The 16,005-nt window shown below is 71.7% G+C and carries 15 protein-coding genes; 5 read left to right on the top strand and 10 right to left on the bottom strand.

Annotated elements, in window-relative coordinates; all coding sequences use genetic code 11:
- Positions 1–56: 56 nt before the first annotated feature.
- Positions 57–1,136: a succinyl-diaminopimelate desuccinylase gene (gene dapE, locus ACWBNA_RS02975; protein ID WP_482701980.1), complete on the bottom strand. Its 1,080-nt coding sequence runs from the start codon at positions 1,134–1,136 to the stop codon at positions 57–59.
- Positions 1,137–1,220: 84 nt separating this feature from the next.
- Between dapE and ACWBNA_RS02970 the strand changes: the two genes are divergently transcribed.
- Together ACWBNA_RS02970 and ACWBNA_RS02965 are read left to right on the top strand one after the other, a co-directional pair.
- Positions 1,221–2,198 carry a VldE C-terminal domain-containing protein gene (locus tag ACWBNA_RS02970; RefSeq protein ID WP_482701978.1) on the top strand — a complete coding sequence of 326 codons (978 nt, stop codon included), beginning with the start codon at positions 1,221–1,223 and terminating at the stop codon, positions 2,196–2,198.
- 335 nt (positions 2,199–2,533) lie between these two features.
- Complete coding sequence (locus ACWBNA_RS02965; protein ID WP_482701976.1) at positions 2,534–2,953, top strand: ATP-binding protein; 420 nt, start codon at positions 2,534–2,536, stop codon at positions 2,951–2,953.
- Positions 2,954–3,056: 103 nt separating this feature from the next.
- Here ACWBNA_RS02965 and ACWBNA_RS02960 read toward each other — a convergent pair whose 3' ends face one another.
- Positions 3,057–4,151 carry a bifunctional succinyldiaminopimelate transaminase/glutamate-prephenate aminotransferase gene (locus ACWBNA_RS02960; RefSeq protein WP_482701975.1) on the bottom strand — a complete coding sequence of 365 codons (1,095 nt, stop codon included), beginning with the start codon at positions 4,149–4,151 and terminating at the stop codon, positions 3,057–3,059.
- 110 nt (positions 4,152–4,261) lie between these two features.
- A complete protein-coding gene (gene fdxA, locus ACWBNA_RS02955) occupies positions 4,262–4,582 on the bottom strand; it encodes a ferredoxin (protein WP_010474859.1) in 321 nt (106 codons plus the stop codon).
- 140 nt (positions 4,583–4,722) lie between these two features.
- Between fdxA and ACWBNA_RS02950 the strand changes: the two genes are divergently transcribed.
- The gene (locus ACWBNA_RS02950; protein ID WP_482701973.1) at positions 4,723–5,730 is read left to right on the top strand and encodes a GNAT family N-acetyltransferase; all 1,008 of its coding nucleotides are present in this window, start codon (positions 4,723–4,725) and stop codon (positions 5,728–5,730) included.
- A 43-nt stretch (positions 5,731–5,773) separates the two neighbouring features.
- Positions 5,774–6,625 carry a transglutaminase family protein gene (locus ACWBNA_RS02945; protein ID WP_482701971.1) on the top strand — a complete coding sequence of 284 codons (852 nt, stop codon included), beginning with the start codon at positions 5,774–5,776 and terminating at the stop codon, positions 6,623–6,625.
- A 144-nt stretch (positions 6,626–6,769) separates the two neighbouring features.
- Here the strand turns inward: ACWBNA_RS02945 and ACWBNA_RS02940 are convergent, their stop codons facing one another.
- The 4 genes from ACWBNA_RS02940 to ACWBNA_RS02925 all read right to left on the bottom strand — a co-directional run bounded on the left by ACWBNA_RS02940 (position 6,770) and on the right by ACWBNA_RS02925 (position 11,136).
- Positions 6,770–9,490 carry a peptidoglycan binding domain-containing protein gene (locus ACWBNA_RS02940; protein ID WP_482701969.1) on the bottom strand — a complete coding sequence of 907 codons (2,721 nt, stop codon included), beginning with the start codon at positions 9,488–9,490 and terminating at the stop codon, positions 6,770–6,772.
- A gap of 158 nt (positions 9,491–9,648) precedes the next feature.
- Positions 9,649–10,062, bottom strand: coding sequence for a DUF6113 family protein (locus ACWBNA_RS02935; RefSeq protein ID WP_482701967.1), 414 nt, complete (start codon positions 10,060–10,062; stop codon positions 9,649–9,651).
- Positions 10,059–10,919 (bottom strand): N-acetyl-1-D-myo-inositol-2-amino-2-deoxy-alpha-D-glucopyranoside deacetylase, encoded by an 861-nt coding sequence (gene mshB, locus ACWBNA_RS02930; RefSeq protein WP_482701965.1) that lies wholly within the window; start codon positions 10,917–10,919, stop codon positions 10,059–10,061. Before mshB ends, ACWBNA_RS02935 begins: the two co-directional genes overlap by 4 nt.
- A 22-nt stretch (positions 10,920–10,941) precedes the next feature.
- Positions 10,942–11,136, bottom strand: coding sequence for a hypothetical protein (locus tag ACWBNA_RS02925; protein ID WP_053749487.1), 195 nt, complete (start codon positions 11,134–11,136; stop codon positions 10,942–10,944).
- 188 nt (positions 11,137–11,324) lie between these two features.
- Between ACWBNA_RS02925 and ACWBNA_RS02920 the strand changes: the two genes are divergently transcribed.
- Positions 11,325–13,445 (top strand): S9 family peptidase, encoded by a 2,121-nt coding sequence (locus tag ACWBNA_RS02920; protein ID WP_482701962.1) that lies wholly within the window; start codon positions 11,325–11,327, stop codon positions 13,443–13,445.
- Between the two features lie 127 nt (positions 13,446–13,572).
- Here ACWBNA_RS02920 and ACWBNA_RS02915 read toward each other — a convergent pair whose 3' ends face one another.
- The 3 genes from ACWBNA_RS02915 to ACWBNA_RS02905 all read right to left on the bottom strand — a co-directional run bounded on the left by ACWBNA_RS02915 (position 13,573) and on the right by ACWBNA_RS02905 (position 16,001).
- A complete protein-coding gene (locus ACWBNA_RS02915) occupies positions 13,573–13,779 on the bottom strand; it encodes a hypothetical protein (protein WP_482701960.1) in 207 nt (68 codons plus the stop codon).
- Positions 13,780–13,993: 214 nt separating this feature from the next.
- The gene (locus ACWBNA_RS02910) at positions 13,994–15,034 is read right to left on the bottom strand and encodes an ABC transporter ATP-binding protein (protein ID WP_482701958.1); all 1,041 of its coding nucleotides are present in this window, start codon (positions 15,032–15,034) and stop codon (positions 13,994–13,996) included.
- Positions 15,027–16,001, bottom strand: coding sequence for an ABC transporter ATP-binding protein (locus ACWBNA_RS02905; protein ID WP_482701957.1), 975 nt, complete (start codon positions 15,999–16,001; stop codon positions 15,027–15,029). The genes ACWBNA_RS02910 and ACWBNA_RS02905 overlap by 8 nt, the downstream gene beginning before the upstream one ends.
- Between the last annotated feature and the right edge of the window lie 4 nt (positions 16,002–16,005).

Raw genomic sequence — 16,005 nt, 5'->3', positions numbered from 1 at the left:
GTGAGCATGTCCGCCATGAAGCGCCGCCAAGCACGCTCACGGCCGCACGCGCCCCCTCATGCCGTCAGCCACGACCGCAGACGCTCCTCCGCCTTCGGGATGAGCGACGCCTTCACCTTCTCGTCCACCTTGTGGGCGAGGAGCGGCTCGCCGGGGCTGTAGTTCACCGCGGGTACCCCGAGGGCGCTGAAACGGGCCACGTCCGTCCAGCCGAACTTGGGGCGGGCCTCGCCGCCGACGGCGGCCATGAAGGCCTGCGCGGCCGGGTGGGTGAGGCCGGGGCGGGCGCCGCCGGTGTGGTCGTCGACGACGAACTCGTCGACGCCGCAGTCCGCGAAGTAGTCCCGGACGAAGGCCTCCGCCTCCGCCTCGCTGCGGTCGGGCGCGTAGCGGAAGTTGACGACGAGCGTGCAGGCGTCGGGGATGACGTTGGTGGCGACGCCGCCCTCGATGCCCACGGCGTTGAGGCCCTCGTGGAACTGGAGGCCGTCCACGACGGGCTTGCGCGGCTCGTACGCGGCGAGCTTGGCGAGGGCCGCGGAGGCGGCGTGGATCGCGTTGGAGCCCATCCACGCGCGCGCGGAGTGCGCCCGCGTCCCCTTGAACTTCAGGAACACCCTCAGCGTGCCCTGACAGCCGCCCTCGACCTGGTTGTTCGTCGGCTCCAGCAGGACCGCGAAGTCGCCCTCCAGCCACTCGGGGTGGGCCGCGGCCACATGCTTCAGACCGTTGAGGTGTGCGGCGACCTCTTCGTTGTCGTAGAAGACGAAGGTGAGGTCGCGGTTCGGGGCCGGGACCGTCGCCGCGATGCGCAGCTGCACGGCCACCCCGGACTTCATGTCACAGGTGCCGCAGCCCCACAGGTAGCCGTCGTCGTCGAGCCGGGAGGGGACGTTGTCCGCGATCGGGACGGTGTCGATGTGCCCGGCGAGAATGACGCGTTCGGCGCGGCCCAGGTTCGTGCGGGCGACGACGTTGTTGCCGTACCGGTCGACCGTCAGGTGGGGCAGGGCGCGCAGGGCGATCTCGATCGCGTCCGCGAGGGGCTTCTCGGAGCCGCTCTCGGAGGGGATGTCGACGAGCTGCGCGGTGAGCTTCGCTGCGTCCAGCGTCAGGTCAAGTGAGGTGTCGGCCATCTGTCGACCCTAACGCGCTGGTGCTTCGCACAGACTTTCCGCACCCGGCGCAGCCGCACAGTACTCTCCAGTATCTTGTGGCGCGTGCCAGAGCTGTCCCCCACTCCCAAGCGTCGCGGCCGCCTCTTCCGTTTCGGAGCGGCCCTGGTGGTCATGTGTGCCGTCGCCGGTTACCTCGTGGTGCAGTACCTCACCGGAGGAGCGGGCACACCCGGCTGCAAGGTCGTCTCGGGCAAGAGCGACGGAGCCACGTACGAGTTCACGCCCGAGCAGGCGGTGAACGCGGCGACCATCGCGGCCGTCGGCACCGGGCGCGGGATGCCCGAACGGGCCGTGACGATCGCGCTCGCCACCGCGCTCCAGGAGTCGGCGCTGCGCAACATCGGCCACGGCGACCGCGACTCGCTCGGCCTGTTCCAGCAGCGGCCCTCGCAGGGCTGGGGCACGCCGAAGGAGATCCTGGACCCGACGTACGCGGCGGACGTCTTCTACAAGCACCTGGCCAAGGTGCCCGACTACACGAAGCTGCCGCTGACCGTCGCCGCGCAGAAGGTGCAGCGCAGCGGCTATCCGACCGCGTACGCCAAGCACGAACCGGACGCCACGCTGCTCGCCGCCGCCCTCACCGGGCAGTCGCCGGCCACGCTGACCTGCGAGGGCCGTCCGGCCGCGACGCAGGCCGCGGGGGGCAACGCGGTGCGCACGGCGCTCGTGCGGGACTTCGGGCGGGACGTGCTGGAGCCGGCCTCGGCCGAGGTGGGCGCCGAGGCGACTCCCACGCCGAGGCCCTCCGTGAGCGGGACCGGAGACGGCGGGCGGACCGTCACGCTGCCGGTGACCGAGACGGGCTCCGGCTCCGGTCGCAGCCTTGGGCAGCGCGGCTGGCAGCTGGCGCACTGGGCCGTGGCCAACGCCTCCGCGCTGCACATCGAACGGGTCTCGTACGCCGGGCGGCAGTGGACGGCCGGGAACACGGACAGCCAATGGCGCGCCGCCGGTAGGAAGGGCGCCCAAGGCGCGGAGCGGGCCACGGGCGCGGTCCACATCGTCACTGCGCAGTAGTACGGGCGATCACTCGGAAGGGTTACGTCCGACGGGCCCGGGCCTGGGTGTGCGCAGGTTTTCGTCGCGTCGCCCCCGTATCCGTCGAAACCCTTGCGAACAAAGGGCTGTAAGGATTCGGCACACTTTCGGACCGGGCACTTTTTGCCCGTTTTTATCCGCAGCCGATAATGCGACGCATTACCAACTCTTTACGTCGGCTCGCCGCAACCTTCCCGGGCTTCGAGCGGTAGTCACTGCGTCCGAGCCCGGAGATCAACAGCCGATCGACAGCCAGTCGGTCGACTGCCGGGCAGGTCCGGACACTCATCTTTCCCTTCCGTCAAAGGAGCAACATGTCCCTCCCCCTGACCCGACGGATCGCCCGTGCCGCGCTGCTCGTCGCTGCGGGAGCGGCTGCCGGGGTCGGTGCGGCCGGCTCCGCCAGTGCGGCCCCCGAGCTGCCGGCCACCCCGAACCTCGGCGGGCTGACCGCCCTGGACGGGGCGGGCGTCGACAACACCGTCGACGATGCGACCAAGAACGTGACCGACACCGCGGGCAAGACCGGCGGCAAGGCCGTGAAGAAGGCCGTGAAGAAGGCGGCGCCCACCGCCCAGAAGACCGCGGGCGACGCGGCGGGCTCCGCCGAGGGCGTCCTCGGTGACACCACGTCGACGGCGACGAAGGGCGGGCTGCCCACGGACTCCCTCACCAAGGGTGGACTGCCGGCGGCCGACTCGCTGCCGGCGAAGGGTGGCCTGCCGCTCGGCTAGGCACTCGGCTGGAACCGGCGACGGGGCCCGGGAAGTTTCCCGGGCCCCGTCGCTGTGTCCGTTTGGCCTGTCCGCTCGCTCTGCCTGTCTGCCTGTCTGCCTGTTACGACAGTCGTTCCGCGGCCGCCCGCACCCGCTCGTCCGTGGCCGTGAGCGCCACGCGGACGAAGTTCTCGCCGGCCTCGCCGTAGAAGTCGCCCGGGGCGACGAGGATGCCGAGGTCGGACAGGTGGGCGACCGTGGTCCAGCAGGACTCGTCGCGGGTGGCCCAGAGGTAGAGGCTGGCCTCGCTGTGCTCGATGCGGAAGCCGTGACCCACCAGCGCCTCGCGCAGGACCGTCCGGCGGGCCGCGTAGCGTTCGCGCTGCTCGCGGACGTGGGTGTCGTCGCCCAGGGCCGCCACCACCGCTGCCTGCGTGGGCGCGGACGTCATCATGCCGCCGTGCTTGCGGATCTCCAGCAGCGGGGCCAGGACGGCCGGGTCGCCCGCCAGGAACGCGGCGCGGTAGCCGGCCAGGTTGGAGCGCTTGGACAGCGAGTGGACGGCGACGATGCCGTCGTACGAGCCGCCGTTCACGTCGGGGTGCAGGACGGAGACCGGGTCGGCCTCCCAGCCCAGCTCCAGGTAGCACTCGTCGGAGAAGAGCAGGACACCGTGCTCGCGGGCCCAGGCGACGATCCGGGTCAGATCGGCCTTCGACAGGACCTTGCCGGTGGGGTTGGACGGCGAGTTCAGCCAGAGCAGCTTCAGGCCGGCCGGGTCCAGGTCGGCCGGGTCGTCGTAGACCTCGTACGCGGCGCGGGCCAGGCGCGCGCCGACCTCGTAGGTCGGGTAGGCCAGCCGCGGGTACGCGACCCGGTCGCCGGGGCCGAGACCCAGCTGGGTCGGGAGCCAGGCGACGAGTTCCTTGGAGCCGACGATCGGCAGGACGTGGCGGTGGGTGACCTCGCGGGCGCCGAGGCGGCGCTCCAGCCAGCCCGTGATCGCGTCGCGCAGCTCGGGCGTGCCCCAGACGGTCGGGTAGCCCGGCGAGTCGGCCGCGGCGATGAGCGCTTTCTGGATCAGCTCGGGGACCGGGTCGACCGGCGTGCCGACGGACAGGTCGACGATGCCGTCCGGATGCGCCGCTGCCGTCGCCTTGTACGGCGCCAGCTTGTCCCAGGGGAAGGTGGGGAGACGGTCGGAGACTGCGGACACGGGTCTGGCTCACTTTCTGGTACGGCAAACGCCTCGGTCCCGTACGACGGTCATGATCAAGGCGATCAGGCCGTACGGGACCGAGGCGGCGCTGGTGACGCGGGCCGCTCTCAGCCGTTCTGCGGCGGCAGCGCGGCGATGAAGGGGTGGTCGCGCTCGATCAGCCCCAGCTTGCTGGCACCGCCGGGAGAGCCGAGTTCGTCGAAGAACTCGACGTTCGCCTTGTAGTAGTCCTTCCACTCCTCCGGAGTGTCGTCCTCGTAGAAGATCGCCTCGACCGGGCAGACCGGCTCACAGGCACCACAGTCGACGCATTCGTCCGGGTGGATGTACAAGGACCGCTGGCCCTCGTAGATGCAGTCGACCGGGCACTCCTCGATGCACGCCTTGTCCTTGACGTCGACACAAGGCTGCGCGATGACGTAGGTCACGCTGTCGTTCCTCCTCGATAGGGCGCTGGCGGGCCTCCTCAGGCTCCGCCGCCTGGCGCGCGGGAGCGCGGCGTCGTCGATGCCCGCCCCTAGTATCTCCGTTCCTGGGCATGATCCGAACAGGAGGGGTGGACCGACCTGTGGAAATATCTCCGACCGGACGTCTCGTGGTCCGCATCAGCGCTGCTGACGTGGGTAAACGGGTGTCCGTACGGCGCCTGGGCGAACCTGGTGTGACCGGTGAGAAGTTCACCGACACGGTGGGTGTTCTCACATCATGGGACAACGGTGTGCTGCTGATCACACGACGGGACGGGGAGAGTGTCCGGATTCCGGAATCCTCGCTGGTCGCGGGCAAGGTCGTGCCGCCCGCCCCGGCCCGCCGACGGGGTCCGGCGGCCTCGTACGAGGAGCTCGCACAGGTCGCCTCCCGGGCCTGGCGGCCGGTGGAGAGCCGGCGTCTGGGCGAGTGGGAGCTGCGGGCCGCCGCCGGGTTCACGCGCCGGGCCAACTCGGTACTGCCGCTCGGCGACCCCGGCATGCCGCTCGACGCGGCCCTGACGGCCGTACGACGCTGGTACGGCGACCGCGGGCTGCCCGCCTACGTCCAGACCGCCACCGGCGCCGAGGGCACGCAGGAGCTGCTGTGCGCGGAGCTGGAGCAGCGGGGCTGGACCCGGGAGGTGACCGCCGAGCTGTGGATCGGGGCACTGGCTCCGCTCGCCGACCGCGCGGAGGACACCTCGGTGGTGCTGTCCCGGGAGGCGGACGATGCCTGGCTGGCCCGGTATCAGCGCAAGGGGATGAGTGAGGTGGCCCTGAAGGTGCTGGGGAGCGGGCCTTCCGTGTGGTTCGCCACGGTTCCCGGTGCCGACGCGCCCGCCGCCATCGGACGGTGTGTCGTCGACGGGCGGTGGGCCGGTTTCGCCGCCGTCGAGGTGGATCCCGCGCTGCGGCGGCGGGGGCTGGCCTCCGCCGTGATGGCCGCGCTCGCCCGGCGGGCCCTCGACGAGGGCGCCTCGGCGGCGTGGCTCCAGGTCGAGGCGGACAACGCCGGTGCGCGGGCGATGTACGCCGGGATGGGCTTCGCGGCGCATCATGCGTACCACCACTACCGCGCCCCCACGGGTGCCGACAACGAACGGTAGCGAACGACCGGTAGCGATCGCCGTGAAAGGGCACGAGCCAGCTATGCGTCCCCCCTACCCCCCGCCCCCCGAACGCTCCGCCGAACTGCGCCGCCGGTTCGCCCAGGAAGCCCGCTCCGAGCGGCCCGACCTGTCCATGCTGTGTCTGCTGGTGGGCGCGGAGGCGGACGGGGCGCTCGACGAGGCGGGCCTGGACGCCGCGCAGATCGAGCTGGACCGGCTGGCCGGACAGCTGCCGTTCCGGCCCGGCGGGCCGCGCTCCTGGGCGGTGTCGCTGCGCGAGCTGCTCGGGGACCGGTGTGGCTTCCGCGGCGCCCCCGCCGACTACCAGCGGCTGGAGTCCTCGCTGCTGCACGAGGTGCTGCGGCGGCGGCGCGGGCTGCCGATCCTGCTGTCCGTGGTGTGGATGGAGGTGGCGCGGCGGGCGGGAGCACCGGTCTACGGGGTCGCCCTGCCCGGACACTTCGTCGTCGGCTTCGGACCGCCGGACGAACAGGTTCTCGCCGACCCGTTCGACGGGGGGCGGGTGTTGACCGGGGGCGACGCCGAGTTGATGGTGGCGGGGGCGACGGGAGCCTCGCTGCAGCCGTCGATGCTCGGCCCCGCGGAGCCTTTGGAGCTTGTGCTGCGGATCCTGAACAACATCAGGGCATGGGCCGCGGCCCGCCCTGAGCGGTCGGATGTGTCGTTGTGGGCGGTGGAGTTGTCGTTGCTGTTGCCTTCGCATCCCGCCCGGTTGCGGTACGAGCGGGCGCAGTTGCTCGTGCAGCGGGGTGACTTCGTCGACGGGGCCGCCGAGTTGGAGGCGTATGCCGAGGTGGTGGGGGCGGTGGACGAGCCTGCCGCGGCCCGGGTGCGACAGCAGGCCCATGCGGCGCGAGCGATGTTGAACTGACTCTCGCCGGACGGCCGCTGACGCGGCGCCGGCCCTTTCCCTTGCGGTCCTCACCGGGGCGCTGTCATACGGCGGTCCCCTGCCGCCACGACGAGGGGGCACCCGGCGTGCTGCCGGGTGCCCCCTCGTCGTGACCGCGCCCCGCTAGTTCGGGGTGGTGTCGATGACCACGGTGCGCTCCGCCGTCGTCTTGCCACGCAGGGCCTTGCCCAGCGCGGAGGCGACGTCCTGCGGCAGGACGTCCCGCTTGCCGCTCGCGCCGTCGATCTTCACGCCCGCGAAGGTGGTGCCGTACGCCTCCTTGAGTGCGTCGAGGTCGTACGTCTCCACGAGCTTGCCGTTGACGGCCTTGAAGCCGAGGATCTTCGGCAGTGACACGGAGCCGAAGTTGATGCTGTGAGACGCGTCGGTCTGCACCGTAGCGAGCTCGGACATCGCCGGCTCGGCGAACTCCTTCATCATCCGGTCGACCTCGGCGTTCGAGACCGTCGGCTGCTTGGTGGTGGTCGCGAGCGCCACCGCGGGGGCCGTACCGGTCTCCACCTGGGTCCGGTAGGCCTCCTCGACCGCCGCGGTCGACTTGGCCACGTCGACGCCCTTGCCCGCCTTGCCGTACACGGCGACGGCCTTGCCGGACTTGAACTCGATCGTGCCGTCGGTCGCCGAGCCGGTGCCGCCGGCGGTGTCCTGGAGTTCGGCCTGCAGTTTCTCCTCGTCGACCGGCATCACCGGGTCGACGACCCGGTGGTTGCCGAACAGCGAGCCGATCACGGAGACCGGGTTGTAGTCGCTGTTCGCCGCCCCGCTGACGGTGGCCGCCATGTCGAACTGGAGCCCGGCCTGTTCCGGCTTGAGCGTGACGGTCTTGCCGTCGACGGTGAGCTTCAGGTCCTTGTTCACCCGGCCGTCGAAGGCCTCGTTGAGCTTCTCGACGGCGTCGTCCCGGGTGCCGCCGCCGATGTCGACGCCGAGCACGGTGGTGCCCTTGGGCACGTCGGAGCTGTTCATCAGGAGCCCGGCGCCGTAGGCACCGGCCGCGACGACGATCAGGAGGCCGCCGAGGAGCGCCGGCTTGTTGCGGCCCTTCTTCTTGGGCTTCTTGGCCGCCGCCGACTTGCCGGACTCGGGCTTCGGGGCGGGCGGGGCCGGGGCGTCGGTGCGGGCGCCCGGGGGGAAGGTCCCGTTGCGGTCCGACGGCACGACGGGGATACCGCTGGTGACGGTGTGCCCGGAGACGTTGTCGGCGGCGCCGCCGTAGCCGTGGCCGCCGGGTTCGGGGGCCGGCTTCTGCGGCGTGAGGATCGCGGTGTCGTCACTGAGACCACCGGCGGGGCCGCGGCCGGCGTGGGGGGCGCTGCCGGGTCCGGCGGGGCCTCCGAGGGCGGGGGAACCGCCCGGGCCTCCGGGACCTCCAGGACCGCCGAAGGCCTGCGCCACACCGGGGCCACCGGGGCCGGGGCCACCGGGGCCGGAGGGAGAGCCGGGACCGCCAGGGCCACCCGGTCCACGGCCCCCGGAAGGACCGGAGGGGGAACCAGGGCCGCCAGGTCCGCCTGGCCCACCCGGGCCACCGGGGCCGGAGGGGCCATAGGGAGAGCCGGGGCCGCCAGGGCCGCCCGGTCCACGGCCCCCGGAAGGGCCGGACGGGGAACCGGGGCCACCGGGCCCGCCCGGGCCGCGGGTCCCAGGAGGACCGGCCGGGCCACCGGGTCCACCGGGGGTTCCGGAGCCGCCGAGGCCGTCGGGTCCGTTGAAGTCGTAGGAGCCGCCGAGGGTGTCGGGTCCCCCTCCGACGGGTGGTACCAGCGAACCGTCGCCGGTGACCGGGCCGCCGGTCGGACCCGCGGGGCCCTGCGGGCCGGGGCCGCCAGGACCGCCGGGACCGTTCGGGCCGTTGAAGCCGCTGGGGCCGCCCGGGCCGCTCTGGCCGCCGTAGGGGCTTGGTCCGTTCGGACCGCTCTGGCCGCCGTAGCCGCTCAGGTCATTGTCGTAACCGCTCAGAGCGCTCTGGCCGTTCTGGCCATTGCCGTTCTGAGTGTTGCCGCCGTTCTGGCCGTTGCCGTTGTCCGAGAAGTACGGCAGGTCGTCGCGGCCCGGACCGGGGCGGGAGCCGCCGGGCGGGGGGCCGCCCGCGGACAGCGCCTCGGTCACGTCGAAGGAACCGGTGCCGCCGCCGTGCCCGGGGGCGACAGGGCCGCCGGTGGCACCACCGGGAAGCCCCGAGCCGTTCGTACCGCCCGGGCGGGAGCCACCGGTCCCGGTGCCGCTCGCACCGCCGGGCCGGGAGCCTCCCCGCACGCTCATGGAGCCGACCACGCCACCGGGACGGGCGCCGCCGGGACGCGTACCGCCGGGCGCACCCGCACCCGCGGCGGCGCCACCGGCACCGGCACCGGCACCGGCACCGGCCGGACCCGAACCGCCCGGCAGACCGGCCCCGTTGGTGGAGTCGCCGCCCGGACTGCCCTTGGCCGGGCCGGACTTGCGGGGCGCGAACCAGTCGCTCGCCTTCTCGTCGCCGGGCGGGCCGGCGTCGGCGGGAGACTCGGTGGTGCCCGTGGGCGGGGCGGCGCCCGGCACCGACGCCTCGGCGTCCGGGCCGTCGTCGGCACCCTCGGCCTCGGTCCCGGTGACGGTCTGGCGCATGACGACCGGCGGAATGGGGCGGGATCCGGGGATGTTGATCCGGATCCGGGTGGTCAGCGTGGTCTCGGTCTTGCGTTCCTCCGGCTGCGCGGCCGAACGGCCCGCGTCCGGGCCGCCGTCGGAAGCCGTGGGCGTCCCGTACGGCGGCGTGCCCGAGGGGTATGCGGCTCCGCCGCGCCCGTTGGGCCCGGAGGACGGACTGTCAGTTTCACGACTCAAGGCAGGTTCTCCCGGTTGGCTCCGCCGCCCGCGTTACGACCTCTCTCGGGCGACTCGGCGGCGCGCACCACCATACTGGCCACTTCTGGCGCGTATCCCACGACCGCCGGGGAAACCATCACCGGACTCCCACGCAGTGCGTGTGGCGAAGTGGTACGTCACTTGCCAAGTCGGACGCCATCACCGCCCGGTTGCCGCCCCTGGGCAAGCGTGGCGCAGATCACAGCCACAGCCATCCCGCCGAGCAGGAACAGATACGACCCGCTGCCCGCGGCGAAGACGAAGTCGCCTTCCGGGCGGCTGGCGGTGAGCAGGATGACCGCGAGCATCCAGCCACCGGCGGGCGCGACGGCCCCGGCCCGGCTGCCGGTGGCCCGCGCCCCGCCCAGGCAGAGCCCGGCCTCGGCGACGAGCGCGAGCAGCAGCCCGCCCGGGAACCAGCCCGACTGCACGAGCGCCCCGGCCACTCCGACCAGCGCGCCGAGCACGAACAGCCCGACGTGGGCGGCGACCCGTCCGACGGAGGGCCGCCGCAGGGGCTGGGCCAGCGGGGAAGTCGTCCGGTCGCTCATGACGTCTCCTCGACACCGGCGAAAAGGTCGTTCTCCCGTGAGCCGGACGCCCGCTCGCCACGTACCAACTCGTAGTACTCGGTCGTGAAGAGAGGCTGCGCGAGTTCGTTGGAGAGCAGGAAGTACGGCTCGGTCACCGTGATCTGCGTGGCGTGCGCGCGCATCGCGGCGGCCTTGGCGGCGGCGTACGCGGTGCCGTCGATCTCGGCGGTGATGTGTTCGTCCTCGACCACGCCCGGTACGTCGTCGACGACCGCGGCCTTGGTGAGGGGAAGGCCGGGCAGGTCCCGCTCAAGCTGCGCGAAGGCGTCCTCGGCGAGGGAGCGGGGCACCCGGTTCCAGTAGACCTTGGCGACCGCGATGCCCGCGTCGGCGGCGAGCTCGACCGCGCGCATGGCGACGCGGTGTGCCTGGATGTGGTCGGGGTGGCCGTACCCGCCGTTCTCGTCGTAGGTGACGAGGACCTGCGGGCGTACCTCGCGGATCACCTCGACCAGGTGGGCCGCCGCCTCGTCGACGTCGGCCTGCCAGAAGCAGGCGGGGTCGTCGTTGTCGGCGAGGCCCATCATCCCGGAGTCCTGGTACCGGCCGGCGCCACCGAGCTGACGGAAGTCCTCGACGCCGAGCTCACGCATGGCGGCCGTGAGCTCGCGCAGCCGGTACTCGCCGAGGGCGGCGCCGGTCAGATGCGCGAGCCCGGGCGGGATGACCTCGCCACGCTCGCCGAGGGTGCAGGTGACCAGGGTCACCCGGGTGCCCTCGGCCGCGTACCGGGCCATGGTCGCGCCGTTGTTGATCGACTCGTCGTCCGGGTGCGCGTGCACCAGCAGCAGACGCCGGGCGGGCAGTTCCGTCATGGACCCCACCCTAAAGGGCTGGTCAGAACTTGATGCTGCCGATCATGCCGGCGATGTTCGTCGTCAGCTCACTGATCGTCGGCGCCACCGTCGACGAAGCCAGGTAGAAGCCGAGCAGGACGCACACGACCGCGTGCCCGCCCTTCAGCCCTGACTTCTTGATCAGAAGGAAGACGACGATCGCCAGCAGCACCACCGCCGAAATCGAGAGTGCCACGGCGGCTCACCTCCAAAGAACCCAGGGACGTGGGGGATCGGACGGGACGGAACTATGGGGGCAGATAAATCCATACAAGAGGCCAGCAGGTTGATACCCACTATGCGCTAGTGATCATAACTATCCGTACGTGCGCATCGGTCGGCGCACAGCCTCACAAGGGGGCGCACGGCCAATATGGTCGGGGCATGACGACCGAGCCTGACTCCTTCCCCCGCCGGCACGCCCGCACCCAGCGGTTCACGCTCGGCGCGCCACGCGCGTTCACCGTGGCGCCCGACGGTTCCCGTGTCGTTTTCCTGCGTTCGAGCTCCGGAACGGACCGGGCCAACGCACTGTGGGTGCTCGATCTCCCGGACGCCGGGGAGCGCGTCGCGGCGGACCCGCGCGCCCTCCTGGGCGGCGCCCCCGAGCACCTCTCGCCCGAGGAACGGGCGCGGCGCGAGCGCAGCCGTGAGGGCGGCGCCGGCGTCGTCGGCTACGCGACCGACGCCGCCGTCGAGTTGGCCTCTTTCGCCTTGTCAGGGCGGCTCTTCGCGGCGGAGCTGCGGGCCGGAACGGCACGTGAACTGCCCGTACCCGGACCGGTGATCGACCCGCGCCCCTCCCCCGACGGGCGGCACATCGCGTACGTCGCGCAGGGCGCCCTGCGGGTCGTGGGCGCCGAGGGCGAGGGCGACCGGGCGCTCGCGGAGCGCGAGTCGGAGCAGGTCACCTACGGTCTGGCGGAGTTCATCGCGGCCGAGGAGATGGGCCGCTCGCGGGGCTTTTGGTGGTCGCCGGAGTCGGACCGGCTGCTGGTGGCGCGGGTGGACGACACGCCGGTGCAGCGGTGGTGGATCTCCGATCCGGCCCACCCCGAGCGTGAACCACACCACGTGGCGTATCCGGCGGCCGGCACCGACAACGCGGACGTACGGCTGTTCGTGGCCACTCTGGACGGGGTGCGCACGGAGGTTGCCTGGGACCGGACGCGTTACCCGTATCTGGCGCATGTCCACTGGTCAGCGGCGGGTGCGCCACTGCTGCTCGTACAAGCGCGCGATCAGCGCAGTCAGCTGTACCTGGCGGTGGATCCGGAGACGGGCGCGACCCGGATGGTGCACGCGGACGAAGATCCAGTTTGGCTGGATCTTTTCCCCGGAGTGCCCTCCTGGAGCCCTTCCGGGCAGTTGGTGCGCATCGCCGACGAGGGGGGCGCACGAGTGCTCGCAGTGGGTGAACGGCCTCTGACGGGCGCCCAGTTGCACGTGCGGGCGGTGCTGGACGTTTCCGACGACGACGTGCTGGTCTCGGCGTCGGCCGGCGAGGACGCCGAGGCCCCGGAGACCGGCGAGGTGCACGTCTACCGGGTGAACGAGCTCGGCCTGGAGCGCGTCTCGCAGGAGCCCGGCGTGCACTCGGCGGTACGCGCCGGGGGCGTGACCGTGCTGGTGTCCGCCGCACTGGACCGGCCGGGCGCCCGGGCGCAGGTACTGCGCGACGGGAAGCCGACGGCGACGGTCATCTCGTACGCCGAAGATCCCGGTATGTCCCCGCGCGTGACCCTCACCCAGGGGGGCGCACGTCGAATTCCGTGCGCCGTTCTTCTCCCCGCGGACCATCACGGAGACACTCCCCTGCCGGTTCTCCTCGACCCCTACGGAGGCCCGCACGGCCAGCGGGTGGTCGCCGCGCACAATCCGCACCTGACCTCCCAGTGGTTCGCCGACCAGGGCTTCGCGGTGGTCGTCGCGGACGGCCGGGGCACGCCGGGCCGGTCCCCCGCCTGGGAGAAGGCGGTCAGGGACGACCTCGCGGAGGTGGTGCTGCAGGACCAGGTCGACGCACTCCAGGCCCTGGCCGCCGACTTTCCGCTCGACCTGAACCGGGTCGCGATCCGCGGCTGGTCCTTCGGCGGCTACCTGGCCGCGCTCGCGGCGCTGCGCCGCCCGGACGTCTTCCACGCGGCCGTGGTCGGCGCCCCGGTCACCGACCTGCGGCTGTACGACACCCACTACCAGGAGCGCTACCTGGGCCACCCGGGCGAGCAGCCGGAGGTCTACCGCCGCAACTCCCTGCTCGACGACTCCGGTCTGGTCGACGCCGTGGAACCGCACCGCCCGATGATGATCATCCACGGCCTCGCGGACGACAACGTGGTGGTCGCCCACTCACTGCGACTGTCCTCCGCCCTGCTGGCCGCCGGCCGCCCGCACGAGGTACTGCCACTGTCCGGCGTGACGCACATGACCCCGCAGGAAACCGTCGCCGAGAACCTGCTGCGACTCCAACTGGACTTCCTGAAGCGGTCGTTGAAGCTGACGTAAGAGGGGTATGGCAACGGGCCGGAGCGACATGGCGCGCTCCGGCCCGTTTACGGCACCCGCACGGCCGTACGCGGTTCAGACTGACGCGTCCGTATATCGGGATCGGGTCAGCCGAGTTGCCTGCTTGTTAACGCGGTTCGTGGGCTTTTGTCCGGCCCACGAACACGCCGACGGCCATGAGCAGTCCCGCCACCGCGCTGATCCGCTCAGGGCTCAGTCCGGCGCACATCGTCACGATCACCGTGATCGTGACGATGACGACGACCCTGCGCCACCCGTTCGCGCCGTGTGCCCAACCGTCATCGGGGGCATTCACACACTGAGGTACGGTCATCCGTATCACCTTCCAGGTTCGCCTGGGGGCGGGCCTTCAGCGCGGTGTTGGTTGGGAAGCCGATCGCGCTGGGGGCCCTTTCCTTTGCCGGTGTTCTACCCCGGCCGTGCGATTGACCATAACTATCCGTACGTGCGCATCGGTCGGTGCACAGCCGCACAAGGGGGCGCATGGCCCCTATGGTCGGGGCATGACGTCCCGCCCGTGGCCGGCGTCAGCTCTGCTCCCCCTCCACCGGCACGACCTGTTTCTCCTCCGCGAAGTGGCAGGCCGAGTCGTGGGCCGCGGGGCCGGGGGCGTGGCGGAACTCGGCGGGGATCGCCAGTGCCGGTACCTCCAGTGCGCAGCGTTCCTGGGCCTTCCAGCAGCGGGTGCGGAAGCGGCAGCCGGACGGGATGTGGGTCGGGGACGGCACGTCGCCCGCGAGGATGATCCGTTCCCGGTGTTCGCGGGCCTCGGGGTCGGGGACGGGGACCGCGGACAGCAGCGCCTGGGTGTAGGGGTGGGTGGGGTGGTCGTAGATCTCGGCGTCCTTGCCGATCTCGACGATCCGGCCCAGGTACATCACCCCGACCCGGTCGGAGATGTGCCGGACGATCGACAGGTCGTGGGCGATGAAGACGTACGAGAGGTCGAACTCGTGCTGCAGGCCCGCCATCAGGTTGATGACCTGTGCCTGCACGGACACGTCCAGCGCCGAGACCGGCTCGTCGGCCACGATGATCTCGGGGCGCAGCGCCAGCCCCCGTGCGATGCCGATGCGTTGGCGCTGGCCGCCGGAGAACTGGTGCGGGTAGCGGTTGATGTACTCGGGGTTGAGGCCGACGACATCGAGGAGGTCCTGGACCTTGCGGCGACGGTCGCCCTTCGGCGCCACCTCGGGGTGGATGTCGTACGGCTCCCCGATGATGTCGCCGACCGTCATCCGGGGGTTGAGCGAGGTGTAGGGGTCCTGGAAGACCATCTGGATGTTGCGTCGTACGGCCTTCAGGGCGCGGCCTGACAGCTTGCCGATGTCCTCGCCCTTGTACCTGATCGAACCGGCCGTCGGTTTCTCCAGGTTGACCAGCATCCTGGCGACCGTCGACTTGCCGCAGCCGGACTCGCCGACGATGCCGAGGGTCTCGCCGCGGCCCAGGGCGAAGTCGACGCCGTCGACCGCCTTCACCGCGCCGACCTGCTTCTTGAAGAGGATGCCGGTGGTGAGCGGGTAGTGCTTGACCAGCCCGCTGACCTCCAGGATCGGCTCAGCCATGCAGGCACTCCGTCCAGAAGTGGCAGGCGCTCCCACGGTCGTCGGAGACCTCGTACAGCGGGGGTACGTCCGTCCGGCACACGTCCTGGGCCATCGGGCAGCGCGGGTTGAAGGCGCAGCCCGGCGGGATGTGCATGAGGTTGGGTGGCAGGCCCTTGATGGCGTAGAGCTCGTGGCCCTTCTGGTCCAGGCGCGGGATGGAGTCCAGCAGGCCGCGGGTGTACGGATGGGCCGGCGCCTTGTAGATGTCGTGCACCGGCGCCGACTCCACGATCCGCCCCGCGTACATGACGGCGATCCGGTCGGCCACGTCCGCGACCACGCCGAGGTCGTGGGTGATGAGGATGAGCCCCATGTGGTACTCGCGCTGCAACTCGGCGAGCAGTTCCATGACCTGGGCCTGCACGGTCACGTCGAGGGCGGTCGTCGGTTCGTCGGCGATGATCAGCGCGGGTTCGAGGGCCAGCGCCATCGCGATCATGATGCGCTGGCGCATACCGCCGGAGAACTGGTGCGGGTACTGCTTCACCCGCTCCCTGGCGCCGGGGATGCGGACCCGGTCCATCAGCTCGACCGCCTCGGCCCGCGCGTCCTTCCGCGACATCCCCCGGTGCACGACGAACATCTCGCCGAGCTGGTCGCCGACGGAGAGCACGGGGTTCAACGACGACAGCGCGTCCTGGAAGATCATCGCCATCTCGGCGCCACGGATCTTCCGCCGTTCCTCCTCCTTGAGTCGCAGCAGGTCCTGGCCCTGGAAGAGGATCTCGCCGCCGGTGATCCGCCCCGGCGGCATGTCGAGGATGCCCATGATCGCCTGCGCGGTGACCGACTTGCCGGAGCCGGACTCGCCGAGCACCGCGAGGGTCTCGCCCGCGTCCACGCCGTAGTCGACGCCGTTGACGGCCCGCGCGACCCCGTCCCGGGTCCGGAACTCCACGTGCAGGTCACGCACTTCGAGCAGCATGACG

The organism is Streptomyces sp. Q2, from assembly GCF_056820935.1.
Note: the sequence above shows the minus strand (reverse complement) of the source record. Positions and strands in the feature narration are given on the sequence as shown.

Bases quoted from the DNA above. Each gene is read 5' to 3' on its own strand.
- dapE (WP_482701980.1), bottom strand. From the start codon at position 1,136: ATGGCCGACACCTCACTTGACCTGACGCTGGACGCAGCGAAGCTCACC.
- ACWBNA_RS02965 (WP_482701976.1), top strand. From the start codon at position 2,534: ATGTCCCTCCCCCTGACCCGACGGATCGCCCGTGCCGCGCTGCTCGTC.
- ACWBNA_RS02945 (WP_482701971.1), top strand. From the start codon at position 5,774: ATGCGTCCCCCCTACCCCCCGCCCCCCGAACGCTCCGCCGAACTGCGC.
- ACWBNA_RS02935 (WP_482701967.1), bottom strand. From the start codon at position 10,062: ATGAGCGACCGGACGACTTCCCCGCTGGCCCAGCCCCTGCGGCGGCCC.
- mshB (WP_482701965.1), bottom strand. From the start codon at position 10,919: ATGACGGAACTGCCCGCCCGGCGTCTGCTGCTGGTGCACGCGCACCCG.
- ACWBNA_RS02920 (WP_482701962.1), top strand. From the start codon at position 11,325: ATGACGACCGAGCCTGACTCCTTCCCCCGCCGGCACGCCCGCACCCAG.
- ACWBNA_RS02915 (WP_482701960.1), bottom strand. From the start codon at position 13,779: ATGACCGTACCTCAGTGTGTGAATGCCCCCGATGACGGTTGGGCACAC.
- ACWBNA_RS02910 (WP_482701958.1), bottom strand. From the start codon at position 15,034: ATGGCTGAGCCGATCCTGGAGGTCAGCGGGCTGGTCAAGCACTACCCG.
- ACWBNA_RS02905 (WP_482701957.1), bottom strand. From the start codon at position 16,001: ATGCTGCTCGAAGTGCGTGACCTGCACGTGGAGTTCCGGACCCGGGAC.